This is a genomic window from Polynucleobacter yangtzensis (assembly GCF_027924165.1).
Taxonomy (GTDB): domain Bacteria; phylum Pseudomonadota; class Gammaproteobacteria; order Burkholderiales; family Burkholderiaceae; genus Polynucleobacter; species Polynucleobacter yangtzensis.
Window position 1 is genome coordinate 1,120,745 of the sequence record NZ_AP026973.1, and the last position, 12,780, is coordinate 1,133,524.

The 12,780-nt window shown below is 46.1% G+C and carries 15 protein-coding genes and 1 tRNA gene; 7 read left to right on the forward strand and 9 right to left on the reverse strand.

Features of this window, described 5'->3' with window-relative positions; genetic code table 11:
• Nucleotide 1 precedes the first annotated feature (1 nt).
• Entirely contained in the window at nucleotides 2-415 is a 414-nt protein-coding gene (locus QMF28_RS05795) for an ExbD/TolR family protein (RefSeq protein WP_068323207.1), read from the forward strand.
• 23 nt (nucleotides 416-438) lie between these two features.
• Here the strand turns inward: QMF28_RS05795 and QMF28_RS05800 are convergent, their stop codons facing one another.
• Both QMF28_RS05800 and QMF28_RS05805 read right to left on the reverse strand, forming a co-directional pair.
• Nucleotides 439-906 carry a hypothetical protein gene (locus tag QMF28_RS05800; protein WP_281741643.1) on the reverse strand — a complete coding sequence of 156 codons (468 nt, stop codon included), beginning with the start codon at nucleotides 904-906 and terminating at the stop codon, nucleotides 439-441.
• A gap of 20 nt (nucleotides 907-926) precedes the next feature.
• Nucleotides 927-1,015 (reverse strand) — tRNA-Leu (locus QMF28_RS05805).
• A gap of 210 nt (nucleotides 1,016-1,225) precedes the next feature.
• Here QMF28_RS05805 and QMF28_RS05810 point away from each other — a divergent pair.
• The 4 genes from QMF28_RS05810 to purU all read left to right on the forward strand — a co-directional run bounded on the left by QMF28_RS05810 (nucleotide 1,226) and on the right by purU (nucleotide 5,389).
• Nucleotides 1,226-3,610, forward strand: coding sequence for a penicillin acylase family protein (locus QMF28_RS05810; RefSeq protein ID WP_281741645.1), 2,385 nt, complete (start codon nucleotides 1,226-1,228; stop codon nucleotides 3,608-3,610).
• A 53-nt stretch (nucleotides 3,611-3,663) separates the two neighbouring features.
• Nucleotides 3,664-4,101, forward strand: coding sequence for a surface-adhesin E family protein (locus QMF28_RS05815; RefSeq protein ID WP_281741647.1), 438 nt, complete (start codon nucleotides 3,664-3,666; stop codon nucleotides 4,099-4,101).
• The gene (locus tag QMF28_RS05820; protein WP_281741648.1) at nucleotides 4,079-4,462 is read left to right on the forward strand and encodes a hypothetical protein; all 384 of its coding nucleotides are present in this window, start codon (nucleotides 4,079-4,081) and stop codon (nucleotides 4,460-4,462) included. The genes QMF28_RS05815 and QMF28_RS05820 overlap by 23 nt, the downstream gene beginning before the upstream one ends.
• 72 nt (nucleotides 4,463-4,534) lie before the next feature.
• Nucleotides 4,535-5,389: a formyltetrahydrofolate deformylase gene (gene purU, locus QMF28_RS05825; protein WP_281741650.1), complete on the forward strand. Its 855-nt coding sequence runs from the start codon at nucleotides 4,535-4,537 to the stop codon at nucleotides 5,387-5,389.
• 15 nt (nucleotides 5,390-5,404) lie between these two features.
• On the opposite strand, the gene soxA is transcribed toward purU, so the two are convergent.
• Genes soxA through QMF28_RS05855 form a run of 6 tightly spaced genes read right to left on the reverse strand, consistent with a single transcriptional unit; the run spans nucleotide 5,405 to nucleotide 10,143 of the window.
• Nucleotides 5,405-6,187 (reverse strand): sulfur oxidation c-type cytochrome SoxA, encoded by a 783-nt coding sequence (gene soxA / locus QMF28_RS05830; protein ID WP_281741652.1) that lies wholly within the window; start codon nucleotides 6,185-6,187, stop codon nucleotides 5,405-5,407.
• Nucleotides 6,184-6,513 carry a thiosulfate oxidation carrier complex protein SoxZ gene (locus QMF28_RS05835; RefSeq protein ID WP_281741654.1) on the reverse strand — a complete coding sequence of 110 codons (330 nt, stop codon included), beginning with the start codon at nucleotides 6,511-6,513 and terminating at the stop codon, nucleotides 6,184-6,186. Before QMF28_RS05835 ends, soxA begins: the two co-directional genes overlap by 4 nt.
• Nucleotides 6,510-6,986, reverse strand: coding sequence for a SoxY-related AACIE arm protein (locus QMF28_RS05840; protein WP_281741655.1), 477 nt, complete (start codon nucleotides 6,984-6,986; stop codon nucleotides 6,510-6,512). The genes QMF28_RS05835 and QMF28_RS05840 overlap by 4 nt, the downstream gene beginning before the upstream one ends.
• A 19-nt stretch (nucleotides 6,987-7,005) precedes the next feature.
• On the reverse strand, nucleotides 7,006-7,440 hold the full coding sequence (soxX, locus tag QMF28_RS05845) for a sulfur oxidation c-type cytochrome SoxX (protein WP_281741656.1): 435 nt from the start codon (nucleotides 7,438-7,440) through the stop codon (nucleotides 7,006-7,008).
• A gap of 25 nt (nucleotides 7,441-7,465) precedes the next feature.
• Nucleotides 7,466-9,682: a xanthine dehydrogenase family protein molybdopterin-binding subunit gene (locus QMF28_RS05850; RefSeq protein WP_281741657.1), complete on the reverse strand. Its 2,217-nt coding sequence runs from the start codon at nucleotides 9,680-9,682 to the stop codon at nucleotides 7,466-7,468.
• Between the two features lie 11 nt (nucleotides 9,683-9,693).
• A complete protein-coding gene (locus QMF28_RS05855) occupies nucleotides 9,694-10,143 on the reverse strand; it encodes a (2Fe-2S)-binding protein (RefSeq protein WP_281741658.1) in 450 nt (149 codons plus the stop codon).
• Between the two features lie 131 nt (nucleotides 10,144-10,274).
• Between QMF28_RS05855 and QMF28_RS05860 the strand changes: the two genes are divergently transcribed.
• Both QMF28_RS05860 and QMF28_RS05865 read left to right on the forward strand, forming a co-directional pair.
• Nucleotides 10,275-10,622, forward strand: coding sequence for a CidA/LrgA family protein (locus QMF28_RS05860; RefSeq protein WP_281741659.1), 348 nt, complete (start codon nucleotides 10,275-10,277; stop codon nucleotides 10,620-10,622).
• Nucleotides 10,615-11,343, forward strand: coding sequence for an LrgB family protein (locus tag QMF28_RS05865; protein ID WP_281741660.1), 729 nt, complete (start codon nucleotides 10,615-10,617; stop codon nucleotides 11,341-11,343). Before QMF28_RS05860 ends, QMF28_RS05865 begins: the two co-directional genes overlap by 8 nt.
• Nucleotides 11,344-11,385: 42 nt before the next feature.
• Here the strand turns inward: QMF28_RS05865 and aptA are convergent, their stop codons facing one another.
• A complete protein-coding gene (gene aptA / locus QMF28_RS05870) occupies nucleotides 11,386-12,726 on the reverse strand; it encodes an omega-aminotransferase AptA (RefSeq protein ID WP_281741662.1) in 1,341 nt (446 codons plus the stop codon).
• Nucleotides 12,727-12,780 lie beyond the last annotated feature (54 nt).

Below are 12,780 nucleotides of genomic sequence, written 5' to 3' on the forward strand. Positions count from 1 at the left end.
CATGTCTTTTCATATTCAAGACGACCAAAACGACGATAGCATCATGTCGGAAATCAATATGACGCCGATGGTGGACGTCATGTTGGTACTGCTAATTATTTTCATCATCACACTTCCCGTAATTCAACAAGCGGTGAAGGTGGAGTTGCCCAAGGCCAACAGCGTACGCAATGAAGTGAAACCAGAATCAGTTCAGCTCTCTATTGACGCTAATGGTCAAATCTTCTGGAATAGCACAGCAATTGATCTGAAGACTTTTGATGGATATGCTGAAAAAGCCGCTCAGAAAGATCCACAACCGGAAATTAACCTACGGGCAGACAAGTCGGTAAAGTATGAATACGTAGCGCAGGTTCTTGCAGCGTCACGCCGCGCAGGTTTAACTAAATTAGGATTTGTGACTGAGCCAAACTAAGTTTTAGCTGACAATAGTTGAGCTTACTTAATCTTGTAAGGCGCTTTGGATAGCAAGCAAGTCTCCTCGCTAGTGTGAGTACCGTTACCTATGGTGGCACCTAGGATTCCACCCTGTATTTTTTCCACCTTCTTGAACTTGCCGGTAACCGGATCAAGAGTGATGTTGGTAATGACATTACCTGCTGGATAGGAAACTCCCATCACCTCTTCTGGCTGAAACTTTGCCTCGATAGATATCAAAATATTCGGGCGCGCAAGAGTAACACTCTTCACTACCTGTGATCCGAAGGCATCAGACTGATCCAAGTCGCGATCATCTAAAAAGACCTTTGCCTTTTGGGAACCAGAAGCAAGCATGAGTTTCATTGCGTACTCTTCGGTATAACCTTTCTCAAAACGCTTGCACAGAAACTCCATGACATCAACACCCCATGCAAGAGCAGATGAAATAGTCAAGCAGGAGCAAATGAGAAGTTTGGGTAAATTCATAAGTGAGGTATGAGTGTCTTTGGTGCCCGAGGCCGGAATCGAACCGGCACGACTTTTTTGAGTCGGCAGATTTTAAATCTGCTGTGTCTACCGATTTCACCACTCGGGCTCGCACAAACAATAAAGCCGTGCTAAATAAATCAAGACAAGCGAAATTTTAGCATGCAAGCCTGTTGCCAGCCCCTGAAGCTCCTTTTGGGCGGCTGACCAAGGCCGGACTTGATAAAGCAATTAAAATACCTTCATGAATTTACCGGCTAAACCATCTAGACCAAATACGTTTTTACGGGTCTTTTTTTGGCTTATCGGACTTTGCCTTGTGGCTGGATTAGCTGTAACTGTGGCCTATTTATATTCGGCTCAATCCAATATTTCCGGCAAGCGCACGATTAAGAGTCTGGGTGACTCGATTGCAATTACATTTGATGAGGTCGACATTCCTCATATCAAAGCAAAAAGTCAGGCTGATGCTTACTTTGCCTTGGGCTATCTTCACGCTAGCGAGCGCTCGTGGCAAATGGAAATGAATCGCCGCATTGCTAGCGGTCGACTCTCAGAAATTCTAGGCAACGATACTGTCAAGATTGATCGCTTTGTTCGCACCTTGGGCATCAAGCGCGCAGCAGAACGCCAATTTGATCGCTACCCTGTTTCTGCTAAGAGATTATTGCAAGCCTATGCCGATGGTGTGAATGCTGGCAATGCGCAGCTGGGATGGGCGCTACCGATTGAGTATTTTTTGACAGGATCAAAGCCAGGCCACTGGTCTCCGACGGATAGTGTTGCCTGGATGCTTATGATGGCTTACGACCTTGGTGGTAACTGGCATAAAGAATTACAAAGACTGGAGCTCTCTCAATTTCTCAGCACCAAACAAGTATGGGAGGTTACCCCACCAAATGAACCTGGTGAGCCCGTCAGCAATGTGGATTTTTCAAAGCTATATCGAGATCTACAAGTGTTTCATCCAACTCCCGGCCCAGCAGAAACTAAACCTCAAAATTTGCCAGCAACAGAGTTAAGCCAGTGGGATCGACTTGGCGGGAAAGATGGTATCGGCTCAAACAACTGGGCCCTAAGCGGAAAGTTAAGCTCTACTGGCAAGCCTTTATTAGCCAATGACCCCCATCTTGGCTTATCCGCTCCGGCTATTTGGTATTTTGCACATCTTGAGGCACCCGGAATCAATGTGATTGGTGCAACCCTACCAGGAATTCCGGGAGTTGTTTTGGGAAGAACGGATAAGTACGCATGGAGCTTTACAAATACTGGGCCAGATGTACAAGACCTATACATCGAACAAATTGATGCCAAGAATCCCGGTATGTATCGCGGTCCAGATGGTCCACTGCCTTTTAAAGTTCACCAAGAAATTATCGATATCAAAGGAGCGCCCTCTTATACTTTTTTAGTAAAGGAAACTCGACATGGACCAGTGATATCGGATTCATACCGCCAAGCTAAACGTGTGATTAATACCGATCGCTTTGCGTTAGCACTTCGATGGACGGCACTTGATATTGAAAATCAATCTGTGGTTGGTTTATTGGAAATGAACCGCTCTGCCGATCTTGATCAATTTAAACAAGCATTACGAAAAAATTACGCCCCCATGCAAAATGTGGTGATGGCTGATACGGAAGGCAATATTGCCTATCAAGCCGCTGGCATTGCTCCAAAGCGACTCCTGCATCATGGTTTATATGGAGTAGCTCCAGCGCTTGGCTGGGAGAAGCAATACGACTGGAATGGTTACGTTCCCTTTGAGCAACTTCCCGCCAGCAACAATCCCGAGCAAGGGTGGATTGCCACAGCCAATCAAAAGATCATGGCGGCGAATGATCCCAATCCTTTGACTGGTGACTGGGAATTGCCAACGCGCTATCACCGCATTGTTGATCTCATCAAAGCAAAAAGTATTCACTCATTTGATGATATGAAAACAATGCAAGGCGATACCCTATCTCTTGCCGCCACGCCACTTCTAGATCTTTTTAAGTCTAGCCAGTCATCTCACCCTTTAAACGCAAAAGCAATGGAGATTGCCAGAAATTTTGATGGTGATATGAAAGTGGATAGCGCAGGCGCTCTTATTTTCAATGCCTGGGCAGATCAACTTACTCGCAATCTCTTTTCGCGCTTAAGTTATTTGTTCACCGAAAATTATGGCTCACGAAACTATCGTGCACCCCTACTTAACCAGGTACAAAATCCTAATAGCCCATGGTGTGACAACCCTAAAACGGAGCGCGTGGAGTCTTGCCAGGAATCAGCTAATCTTGCTCTTGATAAGGCGCTGGATTACCTCAGCAAAGAGTATGGCAATGATCCTCAGTCCTGGGCTTGGGGAAAAGCGCACTTAGCCATCTCCGAGCATCGTCCATTTAGCAAAATTCCTCTGTTGGGAGACTTCTTTAATATCAAAACCCCATTCCCTGGAGACAGCTTTTCAGTCAACGTCGGACGCTTAGAGCTAATGCAATCTAAAAATCCATATGAAACCCTTCAGGCCCCTAGCTTAAGGACTGTCTTCGATTTCTCAGACCTAGAAAAATCTGTCTTTGTCTATCAAACGGGCCAGTCGGGATGGGTGCAAAGCAAGCTGTACCGCAATATGAATGCTCTTTGGGCTAAAAATGATTACCTCCCCTTGCAGATGAAATCTGAAAAAATCAGTCGCCAGCTAGAATTGAGCAATAAATAGTGTTCCAAGCTTTTTTTGGCACATTAACTAGAGCTAGTTAAAATACTGTATCAATGTCAACAGTCATTAATAAGGACTTAATTCCCATGAAATCCATTGCCAGCCTACTTACTATGTCTGCTGCGTTACTCGTTAGTGAAAATGCTTTAGCTGCTTGGCAAGAGATTGGTAAAAATGATCAATCAGTTGTATTTGTGGATACCGCCACTTTGCAAACCCAAGGTAATTTGGCGCAAATCATGTCGATGTTGGACTTTTTAAAACCTGGTCAAGATCCGCAAACTAAAGAGAACGTAAATTCAATTATTGGTTTGAATGAATATGATTGCAGCACCGGGAAATACCGCCCGCTTGAATTTAAAGTATTTACTGGAAATCGCGGCAAGGGCAAAGTCATCGTAGATCAAAAAACTCCTGATAGCGTTTTTGAAGCCATTCCAAATGGCTCATGGGCAGCTGGAGTATTTAATGTTGCGTGTCGCAGCAAATAAACATCATCACTGGGGGCGGAAAACTGCTCTTGGGTTTGGTTTCATTTTTACATTGGGATTATTGACTGCTTGCGCAGCACCGCTGGCAGTCCTAAGCAGTAGCGGTACAGCCGCAGCTAGTACTGCAAGCACTGCTGCGATTGCCAATCCCAGTACTGCAGCTAGCTTAGCCTCTACCGCGGCGACAGGAAAATCTCCTCTGGAGCATGCTGCTTCTGCGGCAACTAAAAAAGAATGTAGCTTCTTTAATGTAATCGACTCTAAACCAATCTGCATTGAGGTCGTTTTACCTACTGTCACAGATAAAAGCGAACCTTTATTGGGTCCAGCGGACTCAAGTAAAGACACCGCCAAGCAATAGCGCTTTACTTGCCCCCTCAAAGACATAACAGACTAAAATTAGCACTTATTAGCAATCAACTGACGATTTAATATGGCCACAGAAAACTACTACCTCACCCTTACCTGCCCAAATAAGCCCGGAATTGTTGCTGCAGTTTCTACTTATATTTTTGAACTAGGTGGCGACATTGAAGAAGCTCAGCAGTTTGATGACAAGGCCTCCAAGCGATTCTTTATGCGAGTGAGCTTTAGCTGCCCTGCGAATGCAGACTCATTGAGATCTGGTTTTTTAGAAATCGCTAAACGCTTTGAGCTCACTTGGGAATTGCGTGCAGTGAAGGACCTCAAGCGCGTCTTGATCATGGCCTCGAAGCTAGATCATTGCTTGGTTGATTTGCTTTACCGCTGGCGTATCGGCGAATTGCCAATGATTATTTGCGGTATTGTTTCCAATCACCCTCGTGACGTGTACGCTAGCATCGACTTTGCTGATATTCCTTTCTATCACCTGCCAGTGACTCCAGAAACCAAGCCCGCTCAAGAAGCAAAACTGCTAGAGATCGTCGCTGACTCTAAAGTGGATATGGTGATATTGGCGCGTTACATGCAGATCTTGTCTGACGATTTATCAACCAAGCTTTCTGGGCGCTGTATCAACGTGCATCACTCATTCTTACCAAGCTTTAAAGGTGCCAAACCTTACCATCAAGCTCACGCCCGCGGCATCAAGCTCATCGGCGCTACCGCTCATTTTGTTACCAGCGATCTGGATGAAGGTCCGATCATTGAGCAAGACGTTACACGCGTTACGCATGGCGATACACCAGACGATTTAGTGCGTAAGGGTCGTGATTTGGAACGTACGGTTCTCTCTAGAGCTCTACGTTACTACCTACATGATCGCGTTCTCATTAATGGCGCGACTTCAGTAGTCTTCTCCGACTAATATAGTGGGAGCTGTTTAAGGCCTTACCCCTGGAGACTCCAGAGGTAAGCCTCTAGCACGCCACATCAGAAATAACTCTAACTGCGCCATCTCTGGCGAACCATATTCAAACTGTTGAGCCCTAACACCGCTCATGCAGTTACGAAGTCGACGTTGCACAGAACCCAAGGTTTGCCATTCCAAACGGTAAATAGGGTAAGCATTAGGATGTCCCTGTGGAATCAGACTTCCACCCAGCTTCAGACCCGCCCTATCTTCATGGCATTGCGCACAAGATAAATTAAGTTGCCCCATCCTCTCATTAAATGTCTGGCGACCTTTCTTCAAAAAGGGTGCATTTGCTGAAGTCTCGCTGATGGAGATGGGCATGCCTTTAGATTGAAAAGCGACAAAGGCTGTTAGCGCCAAAAGATCTTTACTCTCATAAGTCAATGGGGATGCTCCCTGCGCTCCAACGCGACACTGATTTATTTGCCCTTCCAGAGTCTGCAATTTACCTTTGATCACCTTTGGAAACTGAGTCGCTACACCACGCATCGATTTCTTTGCATCGCCATGACAAGAGCTGCAGGACTTATTTTGAGGGCCTATTTTTTGCTGCCATAAAGTCTCGCCATCACCCACCCAAAACATCGCAGGATTTAATGAAGGATCATCCTGCATTGCTTTGTTTTCAGCAGACATCAACTCATAGCTAGATTGCTGCTTTACTGTGACCTCTTTTGGAGCGCCCTGCACAAGGGAGCTCCCCAGAGTGAAAAAGCCAACACTAAGAAATAGAGAAAGAGCTAAGTTCACGAAACAGTAATACTAGCCTGATTTACCGCTTCATAACCACCATCTCCTACCCACTTAAATTCAAGAGTTCCAGATTCTACTGCGACAGTGGTGAAGATAATTAAGGGGTTGGCGCCAATACCGGAATAGAAATCTGCCTTGAATACCTCTACATTGTTATAGGTACATGTAAACGTGCGAATAATGTCGCGAGGAATCTGCTTACCGCCTTCGGTATAACGGAAACCTGACTCCATATCATGCTGCGCAATCGCACGAATCTCAATAATGGAATCTTTTTTTGCCGTTGCCGGCATAGTGATTGATGTGCGGGAGGTTTTACTCATACCATCTCCGTACATGCAGAGAGAGTCACCAAAGTTTCAGCTGAGCCCCGCCAAAAGCTACCATTACTCATCTGTGCAATTGCCCAAACTCTTTGACTGTCAGCTAAACGCACACGAGTGGTTACGTTTGCAGTGCCTGAACGTGGCGTCAAGTAGACAGTAAAGATATTTGGCGAAGGATTGGCTTCAGCTATTACATGAATCGTCTTGACATAATCGTTAGCCGTCATGGGACTATCCACGCTAACCTTTAAAACAACTAAATTTCCGTTTTCCACTAATGGAGGGATCGTCAAAGTCACCTTGCCATCTTTAATTGGTGCTCCTCCAATGATTTTTTTTATCGCCTCATCTGCATCCTCTTTTTTTGCAAAGGCTTTCAGGGGTGTTAAGCAAGTTGCTATGGCTAATAGACCAAGCCCTTGTACCTGCTTTAACCAGCGTCGCCGTTGATGATGAATGTTTTTCTTCATTTTGATTTCGTATAACTCATTAATTATTCAAGGTCACTAAAAAGGCAATGACGTCTTCTATCTCTTGGCCAGTCAATATGGTTTGCCCAGCAAATTTAGAGGAAACCCGGTTGAGATTGCTGGTTTGGTAATAAGACGGCATGATGGTTTGCGGATTGAAGTGTGCCGCATTAACAATACGCGCCCTGAGTTGAGGTGAACTCAATCGAGCTACGCTTGCTTTAAGCTCTGGAGCCAAGTTACCTTGAAAGCGCTCCTCCGGAAAGGGGCCGCTATGACACAGCAAACACAAGCCCGTTTGACGACTTGCAACAATTACTCGACCACGCACCGGATCACCGGGCTCAACAGAAAGGGGTTCGATAATCGAACCCCCCTTAATCACTTGAGCCTGTGCAACCTGGAGATTAAGGATGACTAGCAAAGATACTGCTAGCGCAATCCTCTTTCTCATGGGCACAATTTCAATGAGTCAACTCTTAAACCAGCTTAATACCGCTGTTTTTGAGAGGGACCGTGCGCAGGCGTTTGCCAGTTGCACGATAAATAGCATTGAGAACTGCTGGTGCAGCAACCGCAATCGTTGGCTCACCTACACCACCCCAGTCCTTACCGCCACCTTGAATGATGATGGTTTCTACTTTAGGCATTTGCGAGAGGCGAATTGAACCGAAGGTATCGAAGTTCTTCTGAACAACAGCACCCTTTTCAATCGTGATCTCTTCTTCAAACAATGCAGACAAGCCATACACGAATGAACCAGATACCTGACGAGCTACCTGCGCAGGATTCACTACATAACCTGGGTCTGTAGCAGCAACAATGCGATGAATCTTCACTTCATTGCCATTGGTCACTGAAAGTTCACAGGCAGCAGCCACATAACTACCAAATGAGCGCATTTGAGCAACGCCACGGAATACGCCTGGTTTAGCAGGAGTATTCCAACCAATGCCATCAGCGACAGCATTCAATACCGCTACCGCACGAGGATACTTTTCCATATGCTTGCGACGGAACTCAACTGCATCGACCCCAGTAGCCTCAGCCATCTCATCCATAAAGGTTTCGATAAAAATCGCATTTTGGTTCACGTTCACACCACGCCAGAATCCTGGGGGTACGGTTGTGTTGCGCATTGCATAATCAATATTGAGATTAGGGAAGCTGTAGCAAATGCCATGCTCACCAGTCGGATCTACGCCCTGGAACGCTAAAGGATCTTTACCTTTGTTTGCCGCTACAACAGCTGGACGAACAGCAGCCAAAATGGATTGGCCAGATAAACGCATGTTTACCGCTGTCACGTTCTTCTTATCATCGATTGCAGCAGACATCTTGCACATCATTACCGGATGATAACGACCTTGCGTCATATCTTCTTCGCGAGTCCATATTAACTTGATCGGCGTGCCTGGCATTTGCTTAGCAATATTCACCGCTTGCGTTGTGTAATCTTGGAAAGCACCACGGCGACCAAAGCCACCACCCAGGTTCACTTTGTACACATTGCATTTATCGGCTGGCAAACCAGAAGCAGCGATGACAGCAGCTAACGATGCTTCACCATCTTGTGTTGGTACCCATGCCTCACATGAATCTGCTGTCCATTTGGCAGTAGCTGTTTGTGGCTCTAGGGTTGCATGATTCAAGAATGGATAGAAGTAAGTTGCCTCCAATGTCTTGGATGCGCTAGACATAGCTGCTTTTACATCACCATTTGTATTGTGAGCAAATGCATCATTCGCAGTTAGACCCTCTTCCAACATCTTCTTGATACCAGCACTAGAGAGCTCTCCATTTGAACCGTTATCCCAAACAATATTGACTTGGTCTAAAGCAGTTTTAGCTTGCCAGAAAGTATCTGCAACAACTGCTACAGCGGTGTCGCCAACTTGAACAACTTTCTTAACACCCTTCATGTTTTGAGCTTTAGTTGCATCGTAGCTCTTTACTTTGCCGCCAAATACTGGAGATTCCTTAATGTTAGCCACCAACATGCCTGGCATCTTTAGATCGATTGCATAGACCTGTTTACCAGTAACCTTGTCAGCTACACCGTCAATACGGTTCACAGACTTACCAATGAGCGTCCACTCTTTTGGATCTTTTAATGGTGCATCTTTTGGCACTTCCAACTGTGATGCGGCAACAGATACTTTACCGAAAGTGGTTTTCTTGCCAGATGGTGTGTGCGTAATCACGCTGTCTTTAGCGACACATTCTGATGCAGGTACATTCCATTGATTGGCAGCAGCCTGAATCAACATCATGCGTGCTGCAGCACCGCCTTTACGAACATATTGTTCGGAAGTACGAATACCGCGGCTACCACCAGTTGAGTAACTTCCCCAAACTTTGTTGCGCTTTAAATTCTCACCAGGAGATGGATAGTCGTAAGACACCTTCTTCCAATCGCATTGCAATTCCTCAGCAACCATCTGTGCCAAACCAGTAATGGTGCCTTGACCCATTTCAGAGCGAACAATACGCACGACAACATCATCATTTGGCTTCACCACAACCCACACACCAATTTCTGGGGTGGCTAATGGAGTCATTGCAGTAGTACCGGTACCCATAGCTGCATGAGCAGTAGACATAAAGGAAAGATCAAAGCCAATTGCTAGTCCAGTGGCAATTGCACTAGAACCAATAACAAAGTGGCGGCGGGAAGTATTTGTATTTGTAGTCATGTGTTTTCCCCTTAACCCTTGCTTACAGCATGAATAGCTGCACGTACTTCTTGGAAAGTACCGCAACGGCAGATATTAGTGATGGCCGCATCAATTTGGGCATCTGTTGGCTTCGGCGTGTTGCGCAACAAAGCTGTTGTTGCCATCACCATGCCAGATTGACAGTAACCGCACTGAGGCACTTGGTTATCAACCCAAGCTTTTTGCACTTTAGATAATTGGCCATTCTTTTCCAAGCTTTCAATGGTCTCAATTTTTTTACCCTCTACTGCAGCAACAGGGATAGCGCAACTACGGACAGCCTGACCTTCGAATAGAACTGTACAAGCACCACATGCGCCAATGCCGCAACCATATTTAGTGCCAGTTAATCCAATTTGTTCGCGGATTACCCAAAGCAATGGGGTCTCTGGATCTACATCCAGCTTGTACTTTTTGCCATTCACATTTAGTTCGGCCATGCGTGCTCTCCTGATAACTCTTTTATCGTTCTTAGGGTATGAAAAAATACCCCTCCTTTTAGTACGTTCATCTTAACCAAGAATTGATTTATTGCTTTGCAACATAAATTATTGAGCAGTAAGATCAAGACATGATCTCTGGCCTTGTACAAATCCTTCTCTTTCAAAGTCTTGGCGAGCTTGTCTCTAAGTTTCTGCTGCCGACACTACCTGGACCAGTCATTGGGCTAGTTCTTCTGGTTCTTTGGCTAGTTTTGCGCAAGGGAATCAATTCCGACTTGGCAATGGTTGCCGACGGCTTCAGCCAATACCTTGGGCTGCTCTTTGTCCCAGCGGCCGTTGGCGTTGTGCTATTTCTACCTCAACTTCAAGCAAATGCACTGGCCATTATTAGCGCACTGGTTGGTAGCGTCATACTCACCATCGCCTCTAGCGCTTTCATCGCACGCCTCCTGAGCAAGAGAGAGTCTCATGAGTGAAAAGCACTCCATAGTCGAGATATGGGTCTACTTATCTGGGAGCCCGCTGTTTGCCCTATTTATTACCCTAGCCGCCTATCAAATTGGGCTAGCCATTTACAAGGCAACCCATCAGAATCCGCTAGCCAATCCAGTGGCCATTGCCATTCTGATTGTGGCGAGCATGATTCAGTTTATTGAAATGCCCTACTCAACCTATTTTGAGGGTGCGCAATTTATTCACTTCCTATTGGGTTCGGCGACCGTTTCTTTGGCAATACCTATTTATAGAGGCCTCAGTAGTCTTAAAGGAAGATCCATTCCTTTAATTGCGTCGCTGTGTACTGGTGGCTTAGTTTCGATCATTAGCGCTGTGGGCATTGCTACCCTACTCGGGGGGGACTCCAGCATTACTGGGGCTATGTATCCCAAATCAGTTACAGCACCAATTGCCATGGGTATCGCCGAGCGTATTGGTGTCTCACCCACCCTCACTGCTATCTTTGCAGTGAGCACCGGAATCCTAGGTGCAATCTTGGCGCCTTTTGTTCTCAATGCATTGGGCATGAAGGCCTGGTGGCAAAGAGGCTTCGCTATTGGCATTGGGGCGCACGGCATTGGAACTTCGCGCGCCTTTAGCATTCACCCTGAAGCGGGAACCTATGCCAGCCTTGCCATGGGAATGAACGGCGTAGTAAGCGCCGTTGCTATCCCTGTGATTTATCACTTATTTAATAAGTGATATCTCGCTTGATTTCTTTGCCTTATTTCTTTGTTGATCTGATTACTTAATCTGCATAGCGACATCAATCGCTTCGCCTAGAACGCTGCAAAGAAATTGCACTTCCTCTGGCGTAGAGATAAATGGTGGGCCTACTGCAATCGCATCACCAGCCACACGAACTAGCGCGCCCTTTTCGATACAAGCTTCCAAGACTTTCATGGAGCGCAGACCTGGCTTACCTGGTACAGGATCCAACTCAACGGCACCTGACAAACCAAAATTACGAATATCCAAAATACCGGACTTACCTTTTAGCGCATGCAAACCATCCTCAAGCACTGGCTCAAGCGCTCGCGCACGATTGACTAAATCGTCAGATTCAAAAATATCAAGCACAGCATGACCAGCTGCCGCAGGGATTGGATGACCTGAGTAGGTATAGCCGTGAAAGAATTCAATAGACTGCTCTTGGCCACCATTGGTGATGATGCTGTCGTAAATATCGCCACGCACAATGACACCACCCATTGGAATGACGCCATTTGTAATTCCCTTGGCAAAGGTAATCATGTCAGGCGTTACGCCAAATCGATCAGCGCCAAAGTTGGCACCTAAGCGCCCAAAACCAGTAATCACCTCATCAAAGATCAATAAGATGCCGTGCTTAGTACAGATCTCACGAATTTTTTGAAGGTAACCATCCGGCGGAACAATGACGCCTGTAGAGCCTTGTACCGGCTCCATAATGACTGCGGCAATCGTATTTGCATCATGCAATGTGACAATTTTTTCGAGCTCTTCAGCCAAATGAGCGCCCCACTTTGGCTGCCCTCTTGAGAAAGCCATTTGTGAGAGATTGAGTGTATGTGGCAAGTGATCTACGCCTGGCATCATCATGCTGGCAAACATTTTGCGATTGGCAACCATGCCACCCACTGATATGCCTGCAATACCAACACCGTGATACGCGCGATCTCGCCCAATCAAGCGTGTACGAGAAGCATTACCCATGACGCGGTGGTAACCAATCGCAATTTTTAATGCGGTATCTACGGCCTCTGATCCAGAATTAGTGAAAAAGACTTTGTCCAGTCCTGCAGGTGCCATTTTTGCAATACGGGCCGCCAAGCTAAATGCCGTTTCACTCGCCATCTGAAACGCCGGGCAATAGTCCATGGTTTCAAATTGTTTTTGGATAGCTGCACCAATACGCGGATCAGCGTGCCCTAATGGGGAGCACCAGAGCCCTGATAGTCCATCAAACAGCTTTCGTCCATGATCGTCATAGTAGTAAGCTCCTTTAGCGGACCGCATGATCTTCGGATGATGCTGAAAATAGCGATTAGGAGTGAAAGGCAGCCAATAGGCTGACATATCAACTGACTTTACAGAAGTGTCCATGCTCGTCTCATATGTGTTTATTAGATTTGTTCGATACTATAGCAATCAAACTAA

What these genes read in the sequence shown, in the direction of transcription:
- QMF28_RS05840 (WP_281741655.1), bottom strand. Translation starts at nt 6,986, where the DNA reads ATGAAGAAAAACATTCATCATCAACGGCGACGCTGGTTAAAGCAGGTA.
- QMF28_RS05835 (WP_281741654.1), bottom strand. Translation starts at nt 6,513, where the DNA reads ATGAGTAAAACCTCCCGCACATCAATCACTATGCCGGCAACGGCAAAA.
- purU (WP_281741650.1), top strand. Translation starts at nt 4,535, where the DNA reads ATGGCCACAGAAAACTACTACCTCACCCTTACCTGCCCAAATAAGCCC.
- QMF28_RS05855 (WP_281741658.1), bottom strand. Translation starts at nt 10,143, where the DNA reads ATGGCCGAACTAAATGTGAATGGCAAAAAGTACAAGCTGGATGTAGAT.
- QMF28_RS05815 (WP_281741647.1), top strand. Translation starts at nt 3,664, where the DNA reads ATGTCAACAGTCATTAATAAGGACTTAATTCCCATGAAATCCATTGCC.
- QMF28_RS05865 (WP_281741660.1), top strand. Translation starts at nt 10,615, where the DNA reads ATGAGTGAAAAGCACTCCATAGTCGAGATATGGGTCTACTTATCTGGG.
- aptA (WP_281741662.1), bottom strand. Translation starts at nt 12,726, where the DNA reads ATGGACACTTCTGTAAAGTCAGTTGATATGTCAGCCTATTGGCTGCCT.
- QMF28_RS05800 (WP_281741643.1), bottom strand. Translation starts at nt 906, where the DNA reads ATGAATTTACCCAAACTTCTCATTTGCTCCTGCTTGACTATTTCATCT.
- QMF28_RS05850 (WP_281741657.1), bottom strand. Translation starts at nt 9,682, where the DNA reads ATGACTACAAATACAAATACTTCCCGCCGCCACTTTGTTATTGGTTCT.
- QMF28_RS05795 (WP_068323207.1), top strand. Translation starts at nt 2, where the DNA reads ATGTCTTTTCATATTCAAGACGACCAAAACGACGATAGCATCATGTCG.
- soxX (WP_281741656.1), bottom strand. Translation starts at nt 7,440, where the DNA reads ATGAGAAAGAGGATTGCGCTAGCAGTATCTTTGCTAGTCATCCTTAAT.
- QMF28_RS05820 (WP_281741648.1), top strand. Translation starts at nt 4,079, where the DNA reads ATGTTGCGTGTCGCAGCAAATAAACATCATCACTGGGGGCGGAAAACT.
- QMF28_RS05860 (WP_281741659.1), top strand. Translation starts at nt 10,275, where the DNA reads ATGATCTCTGGCCTTGTACAAATCCTTCTCTTTCAAAGTCTTGGCGAG.